The 18,563-nt window shown below is 64.6% G+C and carries 19 protein-coding genes and 1 pseudogene; 13 read left to right on the forward strand and 7 right to left on the reverse strand.

Going from position 1 to position 18,563, the window contains the following annotated elements:
• Positions 1-106: 106 nt before the first annotated feature.
• From X760_RS68135 to X760_RS68155, 5 genes are all read right to left on the reverse strand, one after another.
• Positions 107-1,711, reverse strand: a complete 1,605-nt coding sequence (locus X760_RS68135) for a copper resistance CopC/CopD family protein (protein ID WP_023721957.1) — start codon at positions 1,709-1,711, stop codon at positions 107-109.
• Between the two features lie 85 nt (positions 1,712-1,796).
• Complete coding sequence (locus X760_RS68140; protein ID WP_023721958.1) at positions 1,797-2,315, reverse strand: YcnI family protein; 519 nt, start codon at positions 2,313-2,315, stop codon at positions 1,797-1,799.
• A gap of 25 nt (positions 2,316-2,340) precedes the next feature.
• The gene (locus X760_RS68145; protein WP_023721959.1) at positions 2,341-2,877 is read right to left on the reverse strand and encodes a copper chaperone PCu(A)C; all 537 of its coding nucleotides are present in this window, start codon (positions 2,875-2,877) and stop codon (positions 2,341-2,343) included.
• Positions 2,878-2,976: 99 nt separating this feature from the next.
• Positions 2,977-3,333, reverse strand: coding sequence for a DUF2946 family protein (locus X760_RS68150; protein ID WP_023721960.1), 357 nt, complete (start codon positions 3,331-3,333; stop codon positions 2,977-2,979).
• Between the two features lie 119 nt (positions 3,334-3,452).
• Complete coding sequence (locus X760_RS68155) at positions 3,453-4,355, reverse strand: GntR family transcriptional regulator (protein ID WP_023721961.1); 903 nt, start codon at positions 4,353-4,355, stop codon at positions 3,453-3,455.
• A gap of 256 nt (positions 4,356-4,611) precedes the next feature.
• On the opposite strand from X760_RS68155, the gene X760_RS68160 reads away from it, so the two are divergent.
• Entirely contained in the window at positions 4,612-6,117 is a 1,506-nt protein-coding gene (locus X760_RS68160) for an altronate dehydratase family protein (protein WP_031194923.1), read from the forward strand.
• A gap of 48 nt (positions 6,118-6,165) precedes the next feature.
• Here X760_RS68160 and X760_RS76700 read toward each other — a convergent pair whose 3' ends face one another.
• Positions 6,166-6,399, reverse strand: coding sequence for a hypothetical protein (locus X760_RS76700; protein WP_156948245.1), 234 nt, complete (start codon positions 6,397-6,399; stop codon positions 6,166-6,168).
• Positions 6,400-6,449: 50 nt separating this feature from the next.
• Between X760_RS76700 and X760_RS68165 the strand changes: the two genes are divergently transcribed.
• The 4 genes from X760_RS68165 to X760_RS68180 all read left to right on the forward strand — a co-directional run bounded on the left by X760_RS68165 (position 6,450) and on the right by X760_RS68180 (position 11,150).
• The gene (locus X760_RS68165) at positions 6,450-7,445 is read left to right on the forward strand and encodes an ABC transporter substrate-binding protein (RefSeq protein WP_023721963.1); all 996 of its coding nucleotides are present in this window, start codon (positions 6,450-6,452) and stop codon (positions 7,443-7,445) included.
• A gap of 103 nt (positions 7,446-7,548) precedes the next feature.
• Positions 7,549-9,102 (forward strand): sugar ABC transporter ATP-binding protein, encoded by a 1,554-nt coding sequence (locus X760_RS68170; protein WP_023721964.1) that lies wholly within the window; start codon positions 7,549-7,551, stop codon positions 9,100-9,102.
• Positions 9,099-10,064, forward strand: a complete 966-nt coding sequence (locus X760_RS68175; RefSeq protein WP_023721965.1) for an ABC transporter permease — start codon at positions 9,099-9,101, stop codon at positions 10,062-10,064. Before X760_RS68170 ends, X760_RS68175 begins: the two co-directional genes overlap by 4 nt.
• Positions 10,065-10,133: 69 nt before the next feature.
• Positions 10,134-11,150 (forward strand): zinc-binding alcohol dehydrogenase family protein, encoded by a 1,017-nt coding sequence (locus X760_RS68180; RefSeq protein WP_023721966.1) that lies wholly within the window; start codon positions 10,134-10,136, stop codon positions 11,148-11,150.
• An 18-nt stretch (positions 11,151-11,168) separates the two neighbouring features.
• Here X760_RS68180 and phnF read toward each other — a convergent pair whose 3' ends face one another.
• Positions 11,169-11,912, reverse strand: a complete 744-nt coding sequence (gene phnF / locus X760_RS68185) for a phosphonate metabolism transcriptional regulator PhnF (protein ID WP_023721967.1) — start codon at positions 11,910-11,912, stop codon at positions 11,169-11,171.
• A gap of 134 nt (positions 11,913-12,046) precedes the next feature.
• Here phnF and phnG point away from each other — a divergent pair, with 134 nt between their 5' ends.
• The 8 genes and pseudogenes from phnG (at position 12,047) to phnC (ending at position 18,527) form a co-directional block, all read left to right on the forward strand.
• Positions 12,047-12,508 (forward strand): phosphonate C-P lyase system protein PhnG, encoded by a 462-nt coding sequence (phnG, locus tag X760_RS68190; RefSeq protein WP_023721968.1) that lies wholly within the window; start codon positions 12,047-12,049, stop codon positions 12,506-12,508.
• Positions 12,508-13,119, forward strand: coding sequence for a phosphonate C-P lyase system protein PhnH (gene phnH, locus X760_RS68195; protein ID WP_023721969.1), 612 nt, complete (start codon positions 12,508-12,510; stop codon positions 13,117-13,119). Before phnG ends, phnH begins: the two co-directional genes overlap by 1 nt.
• A 1-nt stretch (position 13,120) precedes the next feature.
• On the forward strand, positions 13,121-14,233 hold the full coding sequence (locus X760_RS68200; protein WP_023721970.1) for a carbon-phosphorus lyase complex subunit PhnI: 1,113 nt from the start codon (positions 13,121-13,123) through the stop codon (positions 14,231-14,233).
• A pseudogene (locus X760_RS68205) lies at positions 14,230-15,151 on the forward strand (alpha-D-ribose 1-methylphosphonate 5-phosphate C-P-lyase PhnJ). The gene X760_RS68200 and the pseudogene X760_RS68205 overlap by 4 nt, the downstream one beginning before the upstream one ends.
• Positions 15,148-15,924: a phosphonate C-P lyase system protein PhnK gene (phnK, locus tag X760_RS68210; protein WP_023721972.1), complete on the forward strand. Its 777-nt coding sequence runs from the start codon at positions 15,148-15,150 to the stop codon at positions 15,922-15,924. Before X760_RS68205 ends, phnK begins: the two are co-directional and overlap by 4 nt.
• A gap of 211 nt (positions 15,925-16,135) precedes the next feature.
• Complete coding sequence (phnL, locus tag X760_RS68215) at positions 16,136-16,843, forward strand: phosphonate C-P lyase system protein PhnL (protein WP_023721973.1); 708 nt, start codon at positions 16,136-16,138, stop codon at positions 16,841-16,843.
• Positions 16,840-17,457, forward strand: coding sequence for a DapH/DapD/GlmU-related protein (locus tag X760_RS68220; RefSeq protein WP_023721974.1), 618 nt, complete (start codon positions 16,840-16,842; stop codon positions 17,455-17,457). The genes phnL and X760_RS68220 overlap by 4 nt, the downstream gene beginning before the upstream one ends.
• Positions 17,458-17,678: 221 nt before the next feature.
• Positions 17,679-18,527 carry a phosphonate ABC transporter ATP-binding protein gene (phnC, locus tag X760_RS68225; protein WP_023721975.1) on the forward strand — a complete coding sequence of 283 codons (849 nt, stop codon included), beginning with the start codon at positions 17,679-17,681 and terminating at the stop codon, positions 18,525-18,527.
• Positions 18,528-18,563 lie beyond the last annotated feature (36 nt).

Genomic DNA, 18,563 nt, shown 5'->3' on the forward strand with positions numbered 1-18,563 from the left:
GAGCCGCGATTGGGTTGGATGCCCATTCTTGATGACGATGATTGACGGGCCTTCAAGGCCGCGTCAACCGCCTCGCCGAATTGTGTTGCAGACCGCCAGCTTGTCCTCACGGCCTGATGTCGATCGGTCCCTCGATCTTCACCATCTCGAAATCCGAGACCAGCATATCGAGCCGCGCCGTCCACCGGCCGGCGACCGGAATGACGAGATCGTCGACGCGCCAGGTGCCGTCGCCAAGCCTCGTCGCCGGGCGCTTGATGGGTTCGATGCCGGAATCGGGCTTTGACAGCACCAGCGTCACCTGCTTGGCGTCGAGCGGGCCGAAATCGCCGGTCATGATGAAGATCGAAGCGGCAACAGGCCCGGCATGGCCGGGCGCAATGCTGAGATCGGCCATCGCTTGCAACGTGTGGATATGCACCGATGCCGGCTGTGCCGCGGCGATTGCTAGTGCGCGCGGCGGTGGCGTGAAGCGCCAGCCGGCGCCAACGCCGAAGATCGCCAGCACGATCAGCACCTCGATGGCGATCGAGCGGGCCAGCCGCCGCTGGACTTCCGTATTTCCTGCCTCGGCCGAGGCCGTGAGCTTGAAGCGGTTGATGGCGGCGAGTGTGAACAGAAAGACGAGCAGCACCAGCTTGAGCAGCAGCAGCCGGCCATAAGCGGTATGGACCAGCGCCGACGGCGTTTGCACCTGGATGACGGCGAGCACGATGCCGGCTGCCGCAAGCACGGCCACGACGACCAGGATCGCTCGCGAAAACCGTCGCAGCAATGGCCCGGCTTTGGCCGGCTGCCGTTTCAAGGCAAGACCAAGCGGCGCCAGCGCCCCGGCCCAGACGGCGATACCAGTTCCGTGCAGAAACACCATCGGCCTGGTCAGCCATTGCGGCTCGGCGGCACTGGCATGCCCGCTGGCGGCAAGTGCTGCGCCGACGCCAGCCAGTCCGGCCAAGGCGAGCGGCTTTGCGTCGGCGGGCGGCACGACCAGCGATAATAGGCTGAGGCCGAGCGCCATCAGCGCGATCAGCACCGTCCAGCCGAAGCTGGTGCCCAGCCCGGTCTGCCAGATGACCGGCTGCGCCAGCCGGGCAAGCGGCGCGCCAAGCGCATCCAGCCCCTGCAGGCCGAGCGACAGCGTTGCGGCGGCCAGCCCGCACAGGATTGCCGCGACGATCAGGCGCTGGCCGGATCGCCCGCCTTGCGCCAGCCAGGCCAGCGCAAAGGCACCCCCGACGCCGAAAAACAGGCCGATATATAGAAAAATCTTGCCGATCCAGATCGCCGTTCGAAGCACCCGGTCGACGGCTTCGGAGGCGGCCGGCGCAGCACTCGGTGCGCCGACCGAGAACAGCACCGAGCCGCCGACCGGATGCCCGTCGGCGGAGATCACTCGCCAGCTCAGCACATGCGTGCCGGATGTCAGCGCCTGCGGATTGTCGATCTCGACGGTCTGGCCGCTGAGCTGGAAAGAGCTCAGCGGGACCGCCGTGCCGTCGGGCCGCACCAGCGTCAGCACCAGCGGCGAAACCGGCTCGCTGAAGGTCAGCGACATCTGCGGCGGGCTCTGCGCCAGCACCGCACCGTCAGCCGGCTCGGCCTTGATCAGCGCCGCATGGGCGAAGGCCGGATCAGGCATGGCAATTACGGCGAGCAGCACGATGGCGGCGAGCAGGCCAGCCACAAGCCGGCCAGAATGGTTGCCGGCCATGCAAGCTCGCCGCAGGAAGGATGCCGCGCTCATCTCACCGCCAAGAGCAGCGGCGCGCTCATCCGCCAAAGCGCGCCGCTGGAGCTCACTTCTTCGGCAGCAGCTTGAGGCCGGGCGCCGGAAATTCCAGCGCGTCCTCAGCCTGCCCGACCGCCGGAATTTCAATCCAGCGATCGGCGACGCCGTCACATTCCTGCACCACCGGGAAATGCAGCGTCTGGCCTGCCGGCAGGTCGGACGCCAGTGTCGTGCGAAAGACGAATTCGTCATAGAATTCGTCCGGCAGGCTGCCGGCGCTCCAGTCGACCTCCTTGACGCCGCTGGTCACTGCCTGGCCGTAGAGCTGGTAGGACTTCTCGTATTTGCCGTTCTTGACCTGCAGCGTCCAGCCCGGCTTCGGCATCGGTTTGACCGAGAGCACCCCTTCCGGGATCTGCACGCGCAAGGCGGTCGTTGCCTTGCCCTCGCAGCCATGCGGCACCCGAAGAACCGCCTTGTAGGTCGAGCCGACCGCCGCCTCCGGCGTTTCGAGCGTGATGTGGGCGAAGGCCGCGCTGGTCCCGAGAACAAGAAGCACGCAGCCGGGCAAAAGAGATTTCTTCATGATGGTACCTCTCGAAGCGGCCAAGTCAGTCGTCGTCCTGGGGTGCCGCACTGCCGATGCCTTGCACGGCGAATTCAATCTGCACGGGCCCGGCTTTCTCGAAGGTCAGCGTGGCGGAGAACATTTCGCCCTCCTTGGGCCGCCGCTTCAAATCCATGAACATCAAATGATAGCCCTTAGGCGCCAGCGCGACCTTGCCGCCAGCCGGGATTTCGAGGCCGCCGGTGACCGGCCGCATGGTCATGACGCCATTGCTGACGCCCATCTCGTGCAGTTCGGCCTTGGCCGAAATGTCGGAGGTGATCGACAGCAGGCGATCCGGCGCACTGCCGGTGTTGGTGATGGTGAAGTAGCCGCCGGCTACCTTGGCACCGGCTGGCGTGGCGCGCGACCAGGGGTGCCCGATCTCGAGATCGCCAAGCTTGAACTCGTGTGCCGACACCGTCTGGGCGCTGGCGAACAGGAAGGCAAGAACGCAAAGGGTGATGCCGAGACGCTGCTCGAAACGACCCAGTGCGAAGCGCCTGCGGCTGGATGCGGCAGCGCGAAAAGAGTGAGACATGATTGCTCCGTGGATTTTAAGGGACCGCGCCGATGCCGGTCGCGAACGATGTCGATAAACGCGCCGGCCAAGGGTGTGCGCGGCGCAAACCAGAACGGATCAGGCCGTCGCCGGTGGTGCGCGCGGATTGGACGGAGTGCGGGCGCGGGCGAAATCGCGATGCCGGAAGGCCGGCAGGAAAAAGGCGATGGTTTCGACGGAAGGGCTGCGAGACAGGCTCCCGGTGGCATCGGGCGGCGCGCAGACCGCCGAAACGAGGTTGCAGCCAAGCATGCAGCAAGCCGGCATGTGCTGCTGATGCGGATCCCCGGCCGGGAGTTGCGCCGCACCGTCATGGGTGCAGATCGTGTTGCCGAAAGCATCGAATTGCGAGGCGTTCGGCTCGATGCCGGAAGCAAACGCGCCGAACATCGACTGGAGCACGAAAAGCCAGGCCGCGGCGAACGCGACCGGCATGCTCCATCGTCTCCGGCGTATGGTCAAGAACCAGCCTCTTCACGCAGCAACGTCAGCTCTCTAGCACGGAGCCGGCGGCCGGAAAATCGCCAAAACGTTGCTGCGGCAACGCAACACAATCACGCGCGCAGCGGCTGCCTGCCCTCCGGGATCGACGTCAGCAGCGTGTGGCGGGCCGATTTCAGGTGCTTGCGGCAGGCGGCGTCGACCTTGGCGAGATCGCGCGATTTGAGCGCGGCGATATAGGCGAGATGCTCCTGGACCGCGACTTCGTTGCGCTCGCGCTCCTGCGCCTTGTTCCACTGGTAGTGGTAGTGGAAGATCATGGCGATGACGTCGTAGAAATCGACGATGAAGCGGTTGTGCGAGGCGCGGTGGATCAGCCGGTGAAAGCGCTCGTCGAGCTCGGAGAACGCGTTGAAGCGCACGGCGATCTCGCGCGCCAGCAGGCGATGCTCGTCTTCCAGGCTGTCGAGGTCGGCCCAGACCGGGCTGTCCTCGGGCAGAGCGGCAAAGGCGGCGGCCGAGCGCAGTTCGAACATCTCGCGGATTTCGGTCAGCTCCAGCGCGAAGGCGCGGGTAAAGCCTTTCAGCACCCAATGACTGTTGCGGCGCTTCTCGATCAGGCCGAAGCGCGAGAAGCGGATCAGGAATTCGCGCACGCTGGTGGTGCCGACGCCGATCTCGCGCGCCAGTTCGAGTTCGTTGATCTGCATGCCGGCCTCGGCGCCACCGGCAAGCAGCCGCCGCATGAAGGAGCGTTCGATGATCTCGGCCAGCGTGTCGGTCTCGTCCTCGGGAAAAAAATCGTCCGGCCGCGGCTCGCGCAGAACCGTCTTGCTGCGCTTGTTCCAATCGATCAGCCCGGTCTCTTCCATGCGGGCAAGGATGGTGCGGACGGTCGTGCGGCTGACGCCGAGCAGCGTGCCCAGCTCCGGCTCCGAAGGCAGGCTCCTGGTTTCGTCGAGCAGCCTAAGACCGCGATTATAGGCGTCCTTGTATACGTTGTTGCTCTTCGACATCCCCTGCCCCGTGGCGCGCCGGCGTTTGCGGCCGGCGTGAAGCTTTTCTCGCGCATGAAATCGGAATCGCTTCGGAAAACATCATGCGCAACGCTAGTTTTGGTTGTAGAGCCCACGTCGCGCATCCAAAAGGCGCGTCGCGCTCTGGCGAAAAAACAATTGACGCAAAAATGTTTTTTCACGATAAAAGACATTATATGTTAAGAGCGGCGTGTCAATCCGCTCGCGCACCCAGGAACATACCCAGGAAGCTCCCGTGAACGCCGCAAACAGCATTCTTCTGTCTCCCGCCGACAATGTCGCGGTCGCCAATGGCCGCATCGAGATCGGCACCGTACTGCCGGGTGGCGCCGTCGCCGCCGCGCTGATCGAGCCGGGCCACAAGGTGGCGATCAAGCCGATTGCCGCCGGCGAAGCCGTGGTCAAATACGCCCAGGCAATCGGCCGTGCCACGCAGGACATCGCGCCCGGCGAGCATGTCCATTCGCACAATCTGGTCTTCGAAAGCGGGCGTTTGCCGGTGGTGCCGCCGAGCGAGGCAGTGCATGCGACCGAGGCCGACCGCGCCCGCACCTTCATGGGCTACCGCCGCGCCGACGGCCGCGCCGGCACGCGCAACTTCATCGGCATTCTCGCCAGCGTCAATTGCTCGGCCACCGTCTGCCATGCCATCGCCGACGCCGCGAACCGCACGCTTCTGCCGCAATATCCCGGCATCGACGGCTTCGTCCCGATCGTCCACGGCCAGGGCTGCGGCATGAGCGCCACCGGCGATGGCATGATGGTGCTGCACCGCACGCTGGCCGGCTATGCCCGTCACCCGAATTTCGGCGGCGTGCTGATGGTCGGGCTCGGCTGCGAGGTCAACCAGCTCACCCTCTATGGCCAGAAGGGCGTCGCCGCGGGAAAACGCCATTTCAACATCCAGGAAGCCGGCGGCTCGCGCAAATCGGTCGAGAAGGCGCTGGTCGTGCTGGCCGAGATCGCCGAAGAGGTCGGCAAGCTTCAGCGTGAGCCGATCCCGGTCAGCGAGATCGTCGTCGGCCTGCAATGCGGCGGCTCCGACGGCATGTCCGGCATCACTGCCAACCCGGCGCTGGGTGCGGCCGTCGACATTTTGGCCGGCGTCGGCGGCGTCGGCATCCTCTCCGAAACGACGGAGATCTATGGCGCCGAGCACCTGCTTGCCTATCGCGCCGCAACTCCCGAGATCGCCGCCAAGCTCGACGGCTACGTGAAATGGTGGGAAGACCATGTCGCCAAGCATGGCGCATCCATCGACAACAATCCCTCGCCGGGCAACAAGCGCGGCGGCCTGACCACCATCCTGGAAAAGTCGCTCGGTGCGGTCGCCAAGGGCGGCCAGACGCCGCTCAACGGCGTCTTCGGCTATGCCGAAAAGGTCACCGGGCACGGGCTGGTGTTCATGGACACGCCTGGCTACGACCCGGTCTCGGCCACCGGTCAGGTGGCGGGTGGCGCCAACGTCATCGTCTTCACCACCGGCCGCGGCTCCTGCTTCGGCTGCCGGCCGACGCCGTCGATCAAGGTCGCCAGCAACTCGACCATGTACCACACCATGGAAGAGGACATGGACGTGAATTGCGGCGTCATCGCCTCGGGCGAAAAGACCATTGCCGGCATGGGCCGCGAGATCTTCGAACTGATCGTCGAGACAGCTTCGGGCCGCAAGACCAAGAGCGAGGAATTCGGCTACGGCGACAACGAGTTCGTGCCGTGGCACCTCGGTGCGACGCTCTAAGCCGGACCGCTCGCGACAGTCGCGAACACCTGACGTGATCGCCAGGTGTCACAGTTCGTACATCCCCGAAAAAAGAATGAACATTCCATATTGACTGAGTGATGGAATTAATATTCCATGCGACATATTGGAGGAGATTGGCAGCGGAGTTCCGACAGAAAAAACTCTCCCGCCCAGCCATTCGAAGCAGGCATCAAACAGCGCTTGCGCCGACTGAGTTGATGCACTATCAAAAAGCGGTAAATGTTTTTTATTGATAAAGTTCCGTTTGGGCCGCGCCATCCGAATGGAGCTTCCATAACATTCACCGGGCGACTTAGGGAGGACTCCTAATGAAATTCGTGACCAGCATTCTCAATCGCCGCGCCTTCGTGGCACTCACAGCCGCCTCGATGCTTGCCGGCGTGATGCATTCGGCCCCGGCATCCGCGGCCGACGTGACCATTCCGATCATAGTCAAGGACACCACGTCCTTCTACTGGCAGATCGTCCTGGCCGGCGCCCGCAAGGCCGGCAAGGACCTGGGCGTCAACGTGCCGGAGCTCGGCGCCCAGGCCGAGACCGACGTCAACGGCCAGATCTCGATCCTCGAAAATGCCGTCGCCGGCAACCCGGCCGCCGTCGTCATCGCGCCAACCGAAGCCAAGGCGCTCGGCAAGCCGATCGACGAGGCCGCCACCAAGGTCAAGATCATCGGTATCGACTCCGGCGCCGACTCCAAGGCCTTCACCTCGTTCCTGACCACCGACAACATTCAGGGCGGCCGCGTCGCCGCTGACGGCCTTGCCGCAGCCATCGGCGAAGCCAATGGCGGCAAGGTCGAGGGCGACGTCGCTCTGATCACCGCGCTTCCGGGCGCCGGCTCGCTCGAACAGCGCGCCCAGGGTTTTAAGGAACAGCTCGCCGCCAAATATCCCGGCCTCAAGCTGGTCGCCGACAAATACGCCGACGGCCAGGCCACCACCGGCCTCAACATCGCCACCGACCTGATCACCGCCAACCCCAACCTCAAGGGCATCTTCGCCTCCAACCTGATCATGGCGCAGGGCGTCGGTCAGGCGATCGCCGAGAACAGCCTCGCAGGCAAGGTCGGGCTGGTCGGCTTCGACAGCGACGAGAAGCTGATCAAGTTCCTCAATGACGGCGTCATTTCGGCGCTCGTCGTCCAGGATCCGTACCGGATGGGCTATGACGGCATCAAGACGGCGCTTGCCGCCTCGAAGGGCGAGAAGGTCGAAGCCAATGTCGACACCGGCGCCAACCTGGTCACCAAGGCCAACATGAAGGATCCGAAGATCGACGCGCTGCTCAACCCGAAGCTCGACTGAGCATCGCCGCTGTGAACTGTTTCCGGGGCCTTTTCGCCCCGGAAACATCCCACTCGTGCCAATCGCGAGGCCAATCTTTGGGGGCCAATCTGGGAGGATTGTCATGATGTCGACGGCGCAGGAACTCCATCCGGCCCCAACGCTTGAACCGGGCAGGACCATCCTCGAACTCCGCGGGCTGGAAAAGCGCTATCCCGGCACTCACGCGCTGAAGCCGGTCGACCTCGCCTTCAAGGCCGGCGAGATCCACGCCATCGTCGGCGAGAACGGCGCCGGCAAATCCACCCTGATCAAGCTTCTGACCGGCGTCATGCCGCGCACCTCCGGCGACGTCATCTGGGAGGGCAAGCCTGCCGCATTGGCGACGCCGCATGAGGCGATGGCGCTCGGCATCAATGCCGTGCATCAGGAAGTCGTCCTGTGCCGCCATCTCACCGTCGCCGCCAACATGTTCCTCGGCGAGGAGGATTCCCGTTTCGGTATCCTGCAGCAGCGGGCGATGGTCAGGCAGGCGCAGAAGATCATCGACGATCTCGGCTTCGACCTGCCGGCGCATGTCAAGCTGGGTGACCTGACCATCGGTCAGCAGCAGTTGATCGCCGCCGCCCGCGCCACCGTGCGCGGCACCAAATTCCTGATCTTCGACGAACCGACCGCCTACCTCACCCGCAAGGAGGCCGACCAGCTGTTCACGCTGATCCGCCGGCTGAAGGGCGAAGGCGTCACCATCATCTACATCAGCCATCGCATGGAAGAAGTGTTCGAGCTCGCCGACCGCGTCTCGGTGCTGCGCGACGGCACGCTGGTCGGCACCAGGAATATCGCCGAGACCAATGACGCCGAGCTGGTCAAGATGATGATCAACCGCTCGATCGAGCAGGTCTACCACAAGGAGCATTTCACCCCGGGCGCGATGCTTGTAGAAACCAGGAACCTGTCCGGCAAGGGTTTCGAAAATGTCTCGATGTCCGTCCGCGCCGGCGAGATCGTCGGCCTCTACGGGCTGATCGGCGCCGGCCGCAGCGAGTTCGTCACCACGCTCTATGGCCGCCACCGCAAGGCGGCCGGCCAGATCCTCTGGGAGGGCAAGGAGGTCAAGGTCAATTCAGAACATGACGCGATCAGGCTCGGCATGGCGCTGGCCCCGGAAAGCCGCCGCGACCAGGGCCTCTGCCTCAACCTGCCGGTCGGGCTCAACCTCAATCTGCCGATCTACAAGCGCATCTCAAGCAATCTGCTGATCTCCCGCGCACAGGAAAAAGCCCAGGCCGATCGCCAGATCGCCGACCTGCGCATCAAGACGCCGACGCGAAGTGCGCTGGCCTCCAGCCTGTCCGGCGGCAATCAGCAGAAGATCGTCATCGGCAAATGGCTCGCGCACGGCGCCAAGCTGTTCATCTTCGACGAGCCGACCGTCGGCGTCGATGTCGGCACCAAGGCCGAGATCTACCGCCTGTTTGGCGCGCTGTTATCCAAGGGCGCCGGCATCATCCTGATCTCGTCCTACCTGCCCGAGGTCTATGAGCTCGCCGACACGCTGCACGTGTTCCGGCGCGGCAAGCTGGTGGCCACGCATGGGTTTCATACCGCTGATCACGAGGAGATCCTCACCCAGGCGCTGGCCGAGAAACAAGAAAGACCGGGAGGACGGATATGAGCACCGAGGCGATCGCTGCCGAAAGGCCGAAACGCAACTACAACGCCCTGTTCGGGCTGACACTGCTGGCACTGCTGGTTCTTTTGTGGATCATCTTGTCGGTGGCGACGCCGAGCTTCGCCTCGGCCAACAACATCTCGAACCTGTTGCGGCAAGGGTCGATGATCGCCATCCTGGCGGTCGGCCAGACCTTCGTCATCATCACCGGCGGCATCGACCTTTCCGTCGGCGCCGTTGTCGGCTTCGCCACCGTCATCGTCGCGATGCTGATCAACGCCGGCACACCGGTTTTCCTAGCCATCCTGATTACCTTGCTGGTCGGCGTCGCCATTGGCATGTTCCATGGCTTCGGCATCGTCAAGATGGGCTTGCCACCCTTCATCATCACCCTGGCGACGCTGACCTCGCTGCGCGGCATCGGCCTGTTGATGACCAACGGCAACTCGATCAACATCAACAGCGACAGCTTCACCGCGTTCTCGCGCAGTTCCTTTGTCGGCATCCCCAATCTGTTCTGGATGGTGATCCTGGTCGGCATTCCGGCCTACATCTTCCTGCACCACAGCCGCTGGGGCCGTTACCTGTTCTCGGTCGGCTCCAACGCCGAGGCATCGCGTCTGTCGGGCGTCAACGTCCAGCGCACAATCTACATGGCCTATACGTTGTCGGGGCTGTGTGCGGCCTTCGTCGGCGTGCTGCTCGCGTCGCGCATCGGCATCGGCAATCCGACGCAGGCCGAGGGCTGGGAATTGCAGGCGATCGCTTCTTCGGTGATCGGCGGCACGTCGCTGTTCGGCGCTGTCGGCTCCGTGCACGGGCCGCTGCTCGGCGCCTTCATCCTTGCCACCATCAACAACGGCGCCAATCTGCTCAACGTCAACGCCTTCTGGCAGCGCATCATCACCGGCGTGCTGATCATCGTCATCGTCTATTTCGACGGGCTGCGCCGCCGCGGCAAATAGATCGCCCCTAACAGCCGCCGGCCTCGCAACAGCAGAGCCGGCGGTGCCATGAACCGACTGGATTGAAGCATGAAAGCCGTCGTCTGCCGCTCGCCCGGCGAACTTGTCCTGGAAGATCGCCCGGCGCCTGGCGCGCCGCCCTCGGGCTGGGCGCTGGTCGCGGTCAACCATGTCGGCATCTGCGGCACCGATTATCACATTTTCGACGGCAAGCACCCGTTCCTCGCCTATCCTCGCATCATGGGCCACGAGGTTTCGGGCACCGTGATCGAGGTTGGCGAGGGCGTCGATCTCACCGTCGGCGAGCCGGTGATCGTCAATCCCTATCTCGCCTGCGGCAAATGCATCGCCTGCCGGCAAGGCAAGCCGAATTGCTGCGTCAGGATCGAGGTGCTCGGCGTCCATCGCGACGGCGCCATGTGCGAGCAGATCCTGGTGCCGGCGCAAAATCTTTATCCGGCAAACGGCCTGTCGCTGGCCGATGCGGCCGCCGTCGAATTCCTGGCGATCGGGGCGCATGCGGTGCGGCGCTCGCTGGCTCAATCGGGCGCGCGTACCCTGGTCATCGGCGCCGGCCCGATCGGCCTCGGCACGGCGCTGTTCGCCCGGATCGCCGGGCTCGACGTGACGCTGCTCGACATGAGCGCTGAACGGCTTGGCTTTGCCGAAAGCGGACTCGGCTTCGCGACCCTCGACGGTTCGCGGGGAGCCGCCGCCGATCTGGTGCGACAGGCGACCGACGGCGATGGTTTTGACGTGGTCTTCGACGCCACCGGCAACACCCAGTCGGTGCAGTCGGCCTTCGCCCATGTCGCGCATGGCGGCACGCTGGTGCTGGTCAGCGTCGTCAAGGACGACATCGCCTTTTCCGATCCCGAATTCCACAAGCGCGAGATGATGCTGATCGGCAGCCGCAACGCTCTGCGCGCCGATTTCGACCATGTCGCCGCTTCAATCCGCAACGGTGCGGTGCCGCTGGCAAAGCTAGTCACCCACCGCACCACGCTTGGCGAGACGCCGCGCGACCTCGCCCGCTGGGCACATGAGAAATCCGGGCTGATCAAGGCGGTCATCCAGGTCGGATGACACAACGATAGCCGCGTCTCAAAGCGCCGACAGTTTGAGTTCGATCCGCTCGGCCGGGAAGCGCGACTCCGAAAACTGGATCGGCTGACCGTCGGGCGTGACGTTGACGGCGACCGTCACCAGCACGATGGCGCCGGGCTGCAGGTCGAGGTCGGCAAGATCGGCGGCATCGGCATGGCGCGCCGACAGCACGGTCGATTGCCGGAGATAGTCGTCGACGCCGAAACGTGCCAGCGATGCCGTGATCGAACCGGTTTCTGCCATGGCAGCATCGATGCCGGCAAAGCGCCTGGCATCGAACCAGCCGGCAGCGCGGGACACCGGCATCCCATCGGCTTCGCCCCGCGTTTCCAGGCGTATCACGTCGGCCCCCTGCACAAGGCCTAAGCCCTCTGCGACACGACGGTTGGCTGGCTCGACCGACGACGCGAGCAAGGTGATATGCCGCTCTGACGCCTGTCCTTGCAATCCCTCGGAAAAGCGGGTGCGGGCGCCGATCGGATAGGACAGCCGCTTTCGCGACAGCACGAAGGTGCCACGCCCTTGCTCCGCCTTGAGCACACCCTCCTGCACCAGCGCTGCGATAGCGCTGCGCACCGTATGGCGGTTGACGCCATAGCGTTCGGCAAGTGCCACCTCAGGCGGCAGCGCGGCATTCTCGGGAAAATCGCCGACGGCGATCGAATGCAGGATCTGGTCGGCGATCTGCCGCCATAGCGCGACACCGCTGCGCCGCTCGATGCTGTTGGCTTGCCCGATCATTTCCCGCCCCAATCTTTGCGCCGACCTTTTGGCCCGTGTCACGTACACGTCATAGACACGCGCTAGATAATAGATATAATTTGTATAGTTGTCTATATCAATCGACAAATGCACGCAGACGAGGAGTAGCGGCCATGCGAGGACGGGAAGCGCGAGAGCAGGCCGAGCGCAAGGCCGTAATGGCGACGCTGGCGCAATCGGCCGGGGACGACATTGTCCGCCTCTGGGACGAAGCCGGCCTGCCTTGTGAAGCGGAACTTCTGCGTGGCCCCGAAACCGGCCTGGTTACCGTGCGCGGCCGCATCGGCGGCGGCGGCGCGCCGTTCAATGTCGGCGAGGCGACGGTCACCCGTGCCACGGTGCGGCTTGCGTCCGGCCATGTCGGCCACTGCTATGCGCTCGGCCGCGACAAGCAGAAGGCAAGGCTGGCAGCAATCGCCGATGCGCTGTGGCAGGACCCGGCCCACCGCAACGGGGTCGAGACCAGGCTCGTCGCGCCCTTGCAGGCGGCACTGGCCAAGGCCCGTGACCAGCGCCGCGCCGAGACGGCGGCGACCAAGGTCGATTTCTTCACAATGGTGCGCGGAGAAGACTGATGGACCTCGCCACTCAATCGATCGAAGGCGGCTTCGCCGATCCGGTATTCAACGCGCAGACCGTATTCCGCGCTGTGATGGACGCGATGGCGCGGCCGGGCAGCGTGCAGCCCTTGCCGGCCCTCGCCCACCCCCCCGTGCCGCTGTCGGCCACCGCTGGTGCCATTGCTCTGGCGCTGTGCGACAACGACACGCCGCTCTGGCTCGACCCGGCTTTGCAGGGGTCGGCGGCGGTGAAATCCTGGCTTGGCTTCCATACCGGCGCGCCGCTGGCCAACACCCCGGCCGACGCGCATTTCGCGCTGATTGCCACGCCGGCCGAGATGATGGCGCTCGACGGGTTTTCGCAAGGCACCCAGGATTATCCCGATCGTTCGACGACGCTGATCCTTGAGGTCGGCGATCTCGTCTCCGGCGCTCCGCTGCTGCTCGAAGGCCCGGGCATCGAGAGGACGGCGACGATCGCGCCGGCGCAAATGCCGCGTCATTTCGTCGAGCAATGGAAGCAGAACAATCAGCGCTTTCCGCGGGGTGTCGACATCATCCTCGCCACGTCCGACGCAATTGCCTGCCTGCCGCGCACGACGCGCATTAAGACGATGGAGGCGTAGGATGTATGTCGCGGCAAAAGGCGGTGAAGCAGCCATCCGCAACGCCCACAAATTGCTCGCCGACCGCCGGCGCGGCGATCGCTCGGTGCCCGCACTTCGGCTCGACCAGATCGTCGAGCAGCTGGCGCTCGGCGTCGACCGGGTGATGAGCGAAGGTTCGCTCTACGACAGGGAACTGGCGGCACTCGCCATCGTCCAGGCGCGCGGCGACATGATCGAGGCGATCTTCCTGGTTCGCGCCTATCGCACGACGCTGCCGCGTTTCGGCTACACCAGGGCGATCGACACCGGCACGATGCTGGTCGAGCGGCGGGTGTCGGCGACCTATAAGGACCTGCCTGGCGGCCAGTTGCTCGGCCCGACTTTCGACTATACCCACCGGCTGCTCGACCCCGAGCTTGCCGCCGGCGGCGATGTCGCTGAACCGGAGCAGCGTGCAGGCGAGGCGGAGGCGATGCCGCGCGTGTCCGCCATCCTCGCCCGTGAAGGCCTGATCGAGCCCGACGGCGACATGCCCGGGGATCATGTCCCCGGCGACATCACCCGCGAGCCGCTCGAATTCCCGATGGCGCGTGATATCCGCCTGCAGGCGCTGTCGCGCGGTGACGAGGGGTTTCTGCTGGCGCTCGGCTATTCCACCCAGCGCGGCTATGCGCGCAACCATCCTTTCGTCGGCGAGGTTCGTATCGGCGAGGTCGAACTGGAACTGGACGTGCCGGAACTGCCCTTTGCCGTGCCGCTCGGCAGCATCCGCGTCACCGAATGCCAGATGGTCAACCAGTTCAAGGGCTCGGCCAAGGCGCCGCCGCAATTCACCCGCGGGTACGGCCTCGTCTTCGGCCAGAGCGAGCGCAAGGCGATGGCCATGGCGCTATGCGACCGCGCTCTTCGTGCAACCGAATTCGGCGAAGATGTCGTCGCCGCCGCGCAAGACGAAGAGTTCGTCATCTCGCATTCCGACAATGTCCAGGCGACCGGCTTCGTCGAGCATTTGAAGCTGCCACACTATGTTGATTTTCAGGCCGAGCTCGACCTCGTGCGCCGCATGCGCGCCGCGCACGACGCCCGCGAAAACGCCGGCAAGGCCGAAGAGAAGAGGGAGGCCGCCGAATGACCGGACAACCGACCGACATCGCCACCTACAACTTCGCCTATCTCGACGAGCAGACCAAGCGGATGATCCGCCGCGCCATCCTCAAGGGCATTGCCATCCCCGGCTATCAGGTGCCGTTCGCGTCGCGCGAAATGCCGATGCCCTATGGCTGGGGCACCGGCGGCGTGCAGGTCACCGCTTCGATCATCGGCCCGGACGATGTACTCAAGGTCATCGACCAGGGCGCCGACGACACCACCAATGCGGTTTCGATCCGCGCCTTCTTCAAGAAGGTCGCCAATGTCGCCGTCACCACCGAGACGGCCAAGGCGACCATCATCCAGACGCGCCACCGCATCCCTGAATATCCGCTTAGTGCCGGTCAGGTGCTGGTCTATCAGGTGCCGATCCCCGAGCCGCTGCGCTTCCTCGAGCCGCGCGAGACCGAGACGCGCAAAATGCATGCGCTGGAGGAATACGGCCTCATGCATGTGAAGCTCTACGAGGACATCGCCAAGCACGGCCGCATCGCCACCACCTACGCCTACCCGGTCAAGGTCGAGGGCCGCTATGTCATGGACCCCTCGCCGACGCCGAAATTCGATAATCCGAAGATGCATCGTTCGCCGGCTTTGCAATTGTTCGGCGCCGGCCGCGAAAAGCGCATCTATGCACTGCCGCCCTTTACCGAGGTGGTCAGCCTCGACTTCGAGGATCATCCCTTCGAAGTGCAGACCTTCGACCAGCCCTGCGCGCTGTGCGCGGCCGAGAACGTCTATCTCGACGAGGTCATCCTCGACGACCATGGCGGCCACATGTTCGTCTGCTCCGATACCGATCATTGCGAGAAGCGGNGAGAAGCGGCGCGCCGAAGGCCATCGCGGCCACCTCGCGCCCGAGACCCATCTTGCCCCAGGAAAAATGGAGCCAGCTGAATGACCGACGCACCGCTGCTGCGCGTTTCGGCGCTGTCCAAATTCTACGGCGCGCGCGTCGGCTGCGAGAACGTCACCTTTGACCTGTGGCCGGGCGAGGTGCTGGCGGTGGTTGGCGAATCGGGTTCCGGCAAGACGACTTTGCTCAACTGCCTGTCGACTCGGCTGCTGCCCAGCTCCGGCACCGCCAGCTACCGCATGCGCGACGGCCAGTTCCGTGAGCTGTACCGCATGAGCGAGGCCGAGCGCCGCTTCCTGATGCGCACCGACTGGGGCTTTGTCCATCAGAACCCCGCCGACGGGCTGCGCATGACGGTGTCGGCCGGCGCCAATGTCGGCGAACGGCTGATGGCGGTCGGCGACCGTCACTATGGAAAAATCCGCGCGACGGCCGTCGACTGGCTGTCGCGTGTCGAGATCGACGAAGACCGCATCGACGACGAGCCGCGCGCCTTTTCCGGCGGCATGCGCCAGCGCCTGCAGATCGCCCGCAACCTCGTCACCGGGCCGCGGCTGGTGTTCATGGACGAGCCGACCGGCGGCCTCGATGTCTCAGTGCAGGCGCGCCTGCTCGATCTGCTGCGCGGGCTGGTGACCGACCTCGGTCTCGCGGCCATCGTCGTCACCCATGATCTTGCGGTGGCGAGGCTGCTGTCGCAGCGCATGATGGTGATGAAGGACGGCCGCGTCGTCGAAAGCGGCCTCACCGACCGCGTCCTCGACGATCCGCGCGCGCCCTACACCCAGTTGCTTGTCTCCTCGATTCTGCAGGTGTGACGATGATTGCTCCGGCGTACCCCCCTCTGGCCTGCCGACCATCTCCCCCTCAAGGGGGGAGATCGGCAGCTTTTATGTCCCGCCCGTTCTGCGACACAGGAGAATGGCGAAACCGAATGCGACAGCCAATCTCCCCCCCTGAGGGGGAGATGGCCGGCAGGCCAGAGGGGGGTGTTGGCCCGCAAACGACTGGCGAATGGAGCACCCTCTGATGGCAACCCCGCTCGTCGTCTCCGATGTTGCCAAGAGCTTCACCATGCATCTGCGCGACGGCATCAAACTGCCTGTCGTCGCCGGTGTCTCTTTCGCGATCAGGGCCGGCGAATGCTCCGTGCTCGGCGGCCCGTCCGGCGCCGGCAAGAGCTCGATCCTGAAAATGCTTTACGGCAATTATGCCGTCGACGCAGGCCAGATCATCGTCCAGCACGAGGACGGGCTCATCGATCTCGCCACGGCCAGCCCGCGCACCGTGCTAGCCGTGCGCCGGCTCACGATCGGCTATGTCAGCCAGTTCCTGCGCACCGTGCCGCGCGTCTCGGCGCTCGATGTCGTCGCCGAACCGCTGGTCGAGCGCGGCGAGGAGCGCGAAGCCGCGCGCGGCAAGGCACGCGACTTGCTGGCCCAATTGAACCTGCCGGAAAAACTCTGGGCGCTGCCGCCGGCGACGTTCTCCGGCGGCGAACAGCAGCGCGTCAACATCGCGCGCGGCTTCATCACCGAGCATCCGATCCTGCTGCTCGACGAGCCGACCGCTTCGCTTGATGCGAAGAACCGGGACGTGGTGATTTCCCTGATCGCCGCCAAGAAGGCGGCGGGCGTCGCTTTGCTCGGCATCTTCCACGATTACGACGTGCGCGAAGCCGTCGCCGATCGCATCATAGACGTGACCGCCTTCGCCGCTGGGAAAATCGCCGCATGACCAGGAAATTGTCGGAGGCCCCGCTGGTCCACGAGACGGCGGAGATCGAGAACTCGACGCTCGGCCGCTGGACCGAGATCGCCGACCGAAGCCGGGTTTCGGAAAGCATGATCGGCGACTATTCCTACATGATGCAGGACTGCAGCGTCTGGTGCGCGACAATCGGCAAATTCGCCAACATCGCCGCCAGCGTCCGCATCAATGCCACCAATCATCCGACCTGGCGGCCGACGCTGCACCATTTCACCTATCGCGCCTCCGACTATTGGGACGACGCCGAGCACGAGAGCGAATTCTTCGCTCAGCGCCGCGCCAAACGCGTCACCATCGGCCACGACACCTGGCTCGGCCATGGCTCGACCGTCCTGCCCGGCGTCACCGTTGGCGACGGTGCGGCGGTCGGTGCCGGCGCAGTGGTATCGAAGGACGTCACTCCCTACACCATCGTCGGCGGCGTACCGGCCAAGCCGATCCGCGAGCGCTTCGACCGCCGCACGGCGGAGCGCTATCAGGCGCTCGCCTGGTGGGATTGGGATCATGCAAGGCTGCGCGCCGCGCTCGACGATTTCCGGGAGCTGTCGGCGGAGGCTTTTCTGGAGAAGTATGGTGGCTAAGGATCGTGAATGGTAATGGCGGGCAGCGAATAAATTTCGAGGCTCAGGAAAGCCTTTCTTATCACCATTCACCATTCGAGCTTCTCGCGCCGAGTTGATCCCGCCCCGCTCCAGGCTGTGGGCGGTAACAAAACTGACATCAATCAGACACCGCAGGTTCACGTAGCTGCGCTAGCGAGGGTTAACAGACCTTCAATTGCGATTGGACTGGAGCCTGCACCATGTCAGCTACGCTCGAAATCCGCGGCGTCACCCGCCGGTTCGGCAAGAACACCGCCGTTAGCAATGTTCACATCTCGATCCCGCAAGGACAGATGGTCGGCGTCATCGGCCGCTCCGGCGCCGGCAAATCGACCCTTCTGCGCATGATCAACCGCCTCATCGATCCCAGCCAGGGATCCATCCTGTTCGACGGCGTCGAGGTTTCCGGGTTGCGCGGCTCGCCGCTCCGGCGTTGGCAACGCGACTGTGCCATGATCTTCCAGCAGTTCAATCTGGTGCCGCGCCTCGATGTGCTGACCAATGTGCTGCTCGGCCGGCTCAACCACCGCTCGACCCTGTCCAACCTGTTCGGCATGTTCTCCCGCAACGAATGCGCCGAGGCGGTTGCAGCCCTCGAGCGCCTGGACATCGCCCGCACCGCGCTGCAGCCCGCCGGCACGCTTTCCGGCGGCCAGCAGCAGCGCGTTGCGATCGCGCGTGCCATGATGCAGCAGCCGAAGGTGTTGCTCGCCGACGAGCCGATTGCCTCGCTCGATCCGCTCAACGCCAAAGTGGTGATGGATTCGCTGCAGGATATCAATTTGCGCGAGGGTATCACCGTCATCACCAATCTGCATACGCTGGATACGGCGCGCAACTATTGCAACCGCATCATCGGCATGGCCGCCGGCAAGGTCGTCTTCGACGGCCCGCCCGAAGACCTCAATCGCGAGGCGGTGCGCATGGTCTATGGCGCCGACAGCAATGGCGGCGAAATCTCCGAGGCCATCACCTCGACCAGTGTCGCCATCAAACAGAAAATCGCTGCATCCGCCGGACCGCTCGAGCCAGCGTTTCCTGGTTATTGAGAACGGCCTGATCGCCGCCCGCGTCAAAGGCACTCG

Origin of the sequence: Mesorhizobium sp. LSHC420B00 (assembly GCF_000503055.1) — a bacterium.
Taxonomy (GTDB): domain Bacteria; phylum Pseudomonadota; class Alphaproteobacteria; order Rhizobiales; family Rhizobiaceae; genus Mesorhizobium.

Bases quoted from the DNA above. Each gene is read 5' to 3' on its own strand.
- X760_RS68135 (WP_023721957.1), bottom strand. From the start codon at position 1,711: ATGGCCGGCAACCATTCTGGCCGGCTTGTGGCTGGCCTGCTCGCCGCC.
- X760_RS68140 (WP_023721958.1), bottom strand. From the start codon at position 2,315: ATGAAGAAATCTCTTTTGCCCGGCTGCGTGCTTCTTGTTCTCGGGACC.
- X760_RS68145 (WP_023721959.1), bottom strand. From the start codon at position 2,877: ATGTCTCACTCTTTTCGCGCTGCCGCATCCAGCCGCAGGCGCTTCGCA.
- X760_RS68150 (WP_023721960.1), bottom strand. From the start codon at position 3,333: ATGCCGGTCGCGTTCGCCGCGGCCTGGCTTTTCGTGCTCCAGTCGATG.
- X760_RS68155 (WP_023721961.1), bottom strand. From the start codon at position 4,355: ATGTCGAAGAGCAACAACGTATACAAGGACGCCTATAATCGCGGTCTT.
- X760_RS76700 (WP_156948245.1), bottom strand. From the start codon at position 6,399: ATGGCGCGGCCCAAACGGAACTTTATCAATAAAAAACATTTACCGCTT.
- X760_RS68165 (WP_023721963.1), top strand. From the start codon at position 6,450: ATGAAATTCGTGACCAGCATTCTCAATCGCCGCGCCTTCGTGGCACTC.
- X760_RS68170 (WP_023721964.1), top strand. From the start codon at position 7,549: ATGATGTCGACGGCGCAGGAACTCCATCCGGCCCCAACGCTTGAACCG.
- X760_RS68175 (WP_023721965.1), top strand. From the start codon at position 9,099: ATGAGCACCGAGGCGATCGCTGCCGAAAGGCCGAAACGCAACTACAAC.
- X760_RS68180 (WP_023721966.1), top strand. From the start codon at position 10,134: ATGAAAGCCGTCGTCTGCCGCTCGCCCGGCGAACTTGTCCTGGAAGAT.
- phnF (WP_023721967.1), bottom strand. From the start codon at position 11,912: ATGATCGGGCAAGCCAACAGCATCGAGCGGCGCAGCGGTGTCGCGCTA.
- phnG (WP_023721968.1), top strand. From the start codon at position 12,047: ATGCGAGGACGGGAAGCGCGAGAGCAGGCCGAGCGCAAGGCCGTAATG.
- phnH (WP_023721969.1), top strand. From the start codon at position 12,508: ATGGACCTCGCCACTCAATCGATCGAAGGCGGCTTCGCCGATCCGGTA.
- X760_RS68200 (WP_023721970.1), top strand. From the start codon at position 13,121: ATGTATGTCGCGGCAAAAGGCGGTGAAGCAGCCATCCGCAACGCCCAC.
- phnK (WP_023721972.1), top strand. From the start codon at position 15,148: ATGACCGACGCACCGCTGCTGCGCGTTTCGGCGCTGTCCAAATTCTAC.
- phnL (WP_023721973.1), top strand. From the start codon at position 16,136: ATGGCAACCCCGCTCGTCGTCTCCGATGTTGCCAAGAGCTTCACCATG.
- X760_RS68220 (WP_023721974.1), top strand. From the start codon at position 16,840: ATGACCAGGAAATTGTCGGAGGCCCCGCTGGTCCACGAGACGGCGGAG.
- phnC (WP_023721975.1), top strand. From the start codon at position 17,679: ATGTCAGCTACGCTCGAAATCCGCGGCGTCACCCGCCGGTTCGGCAAG.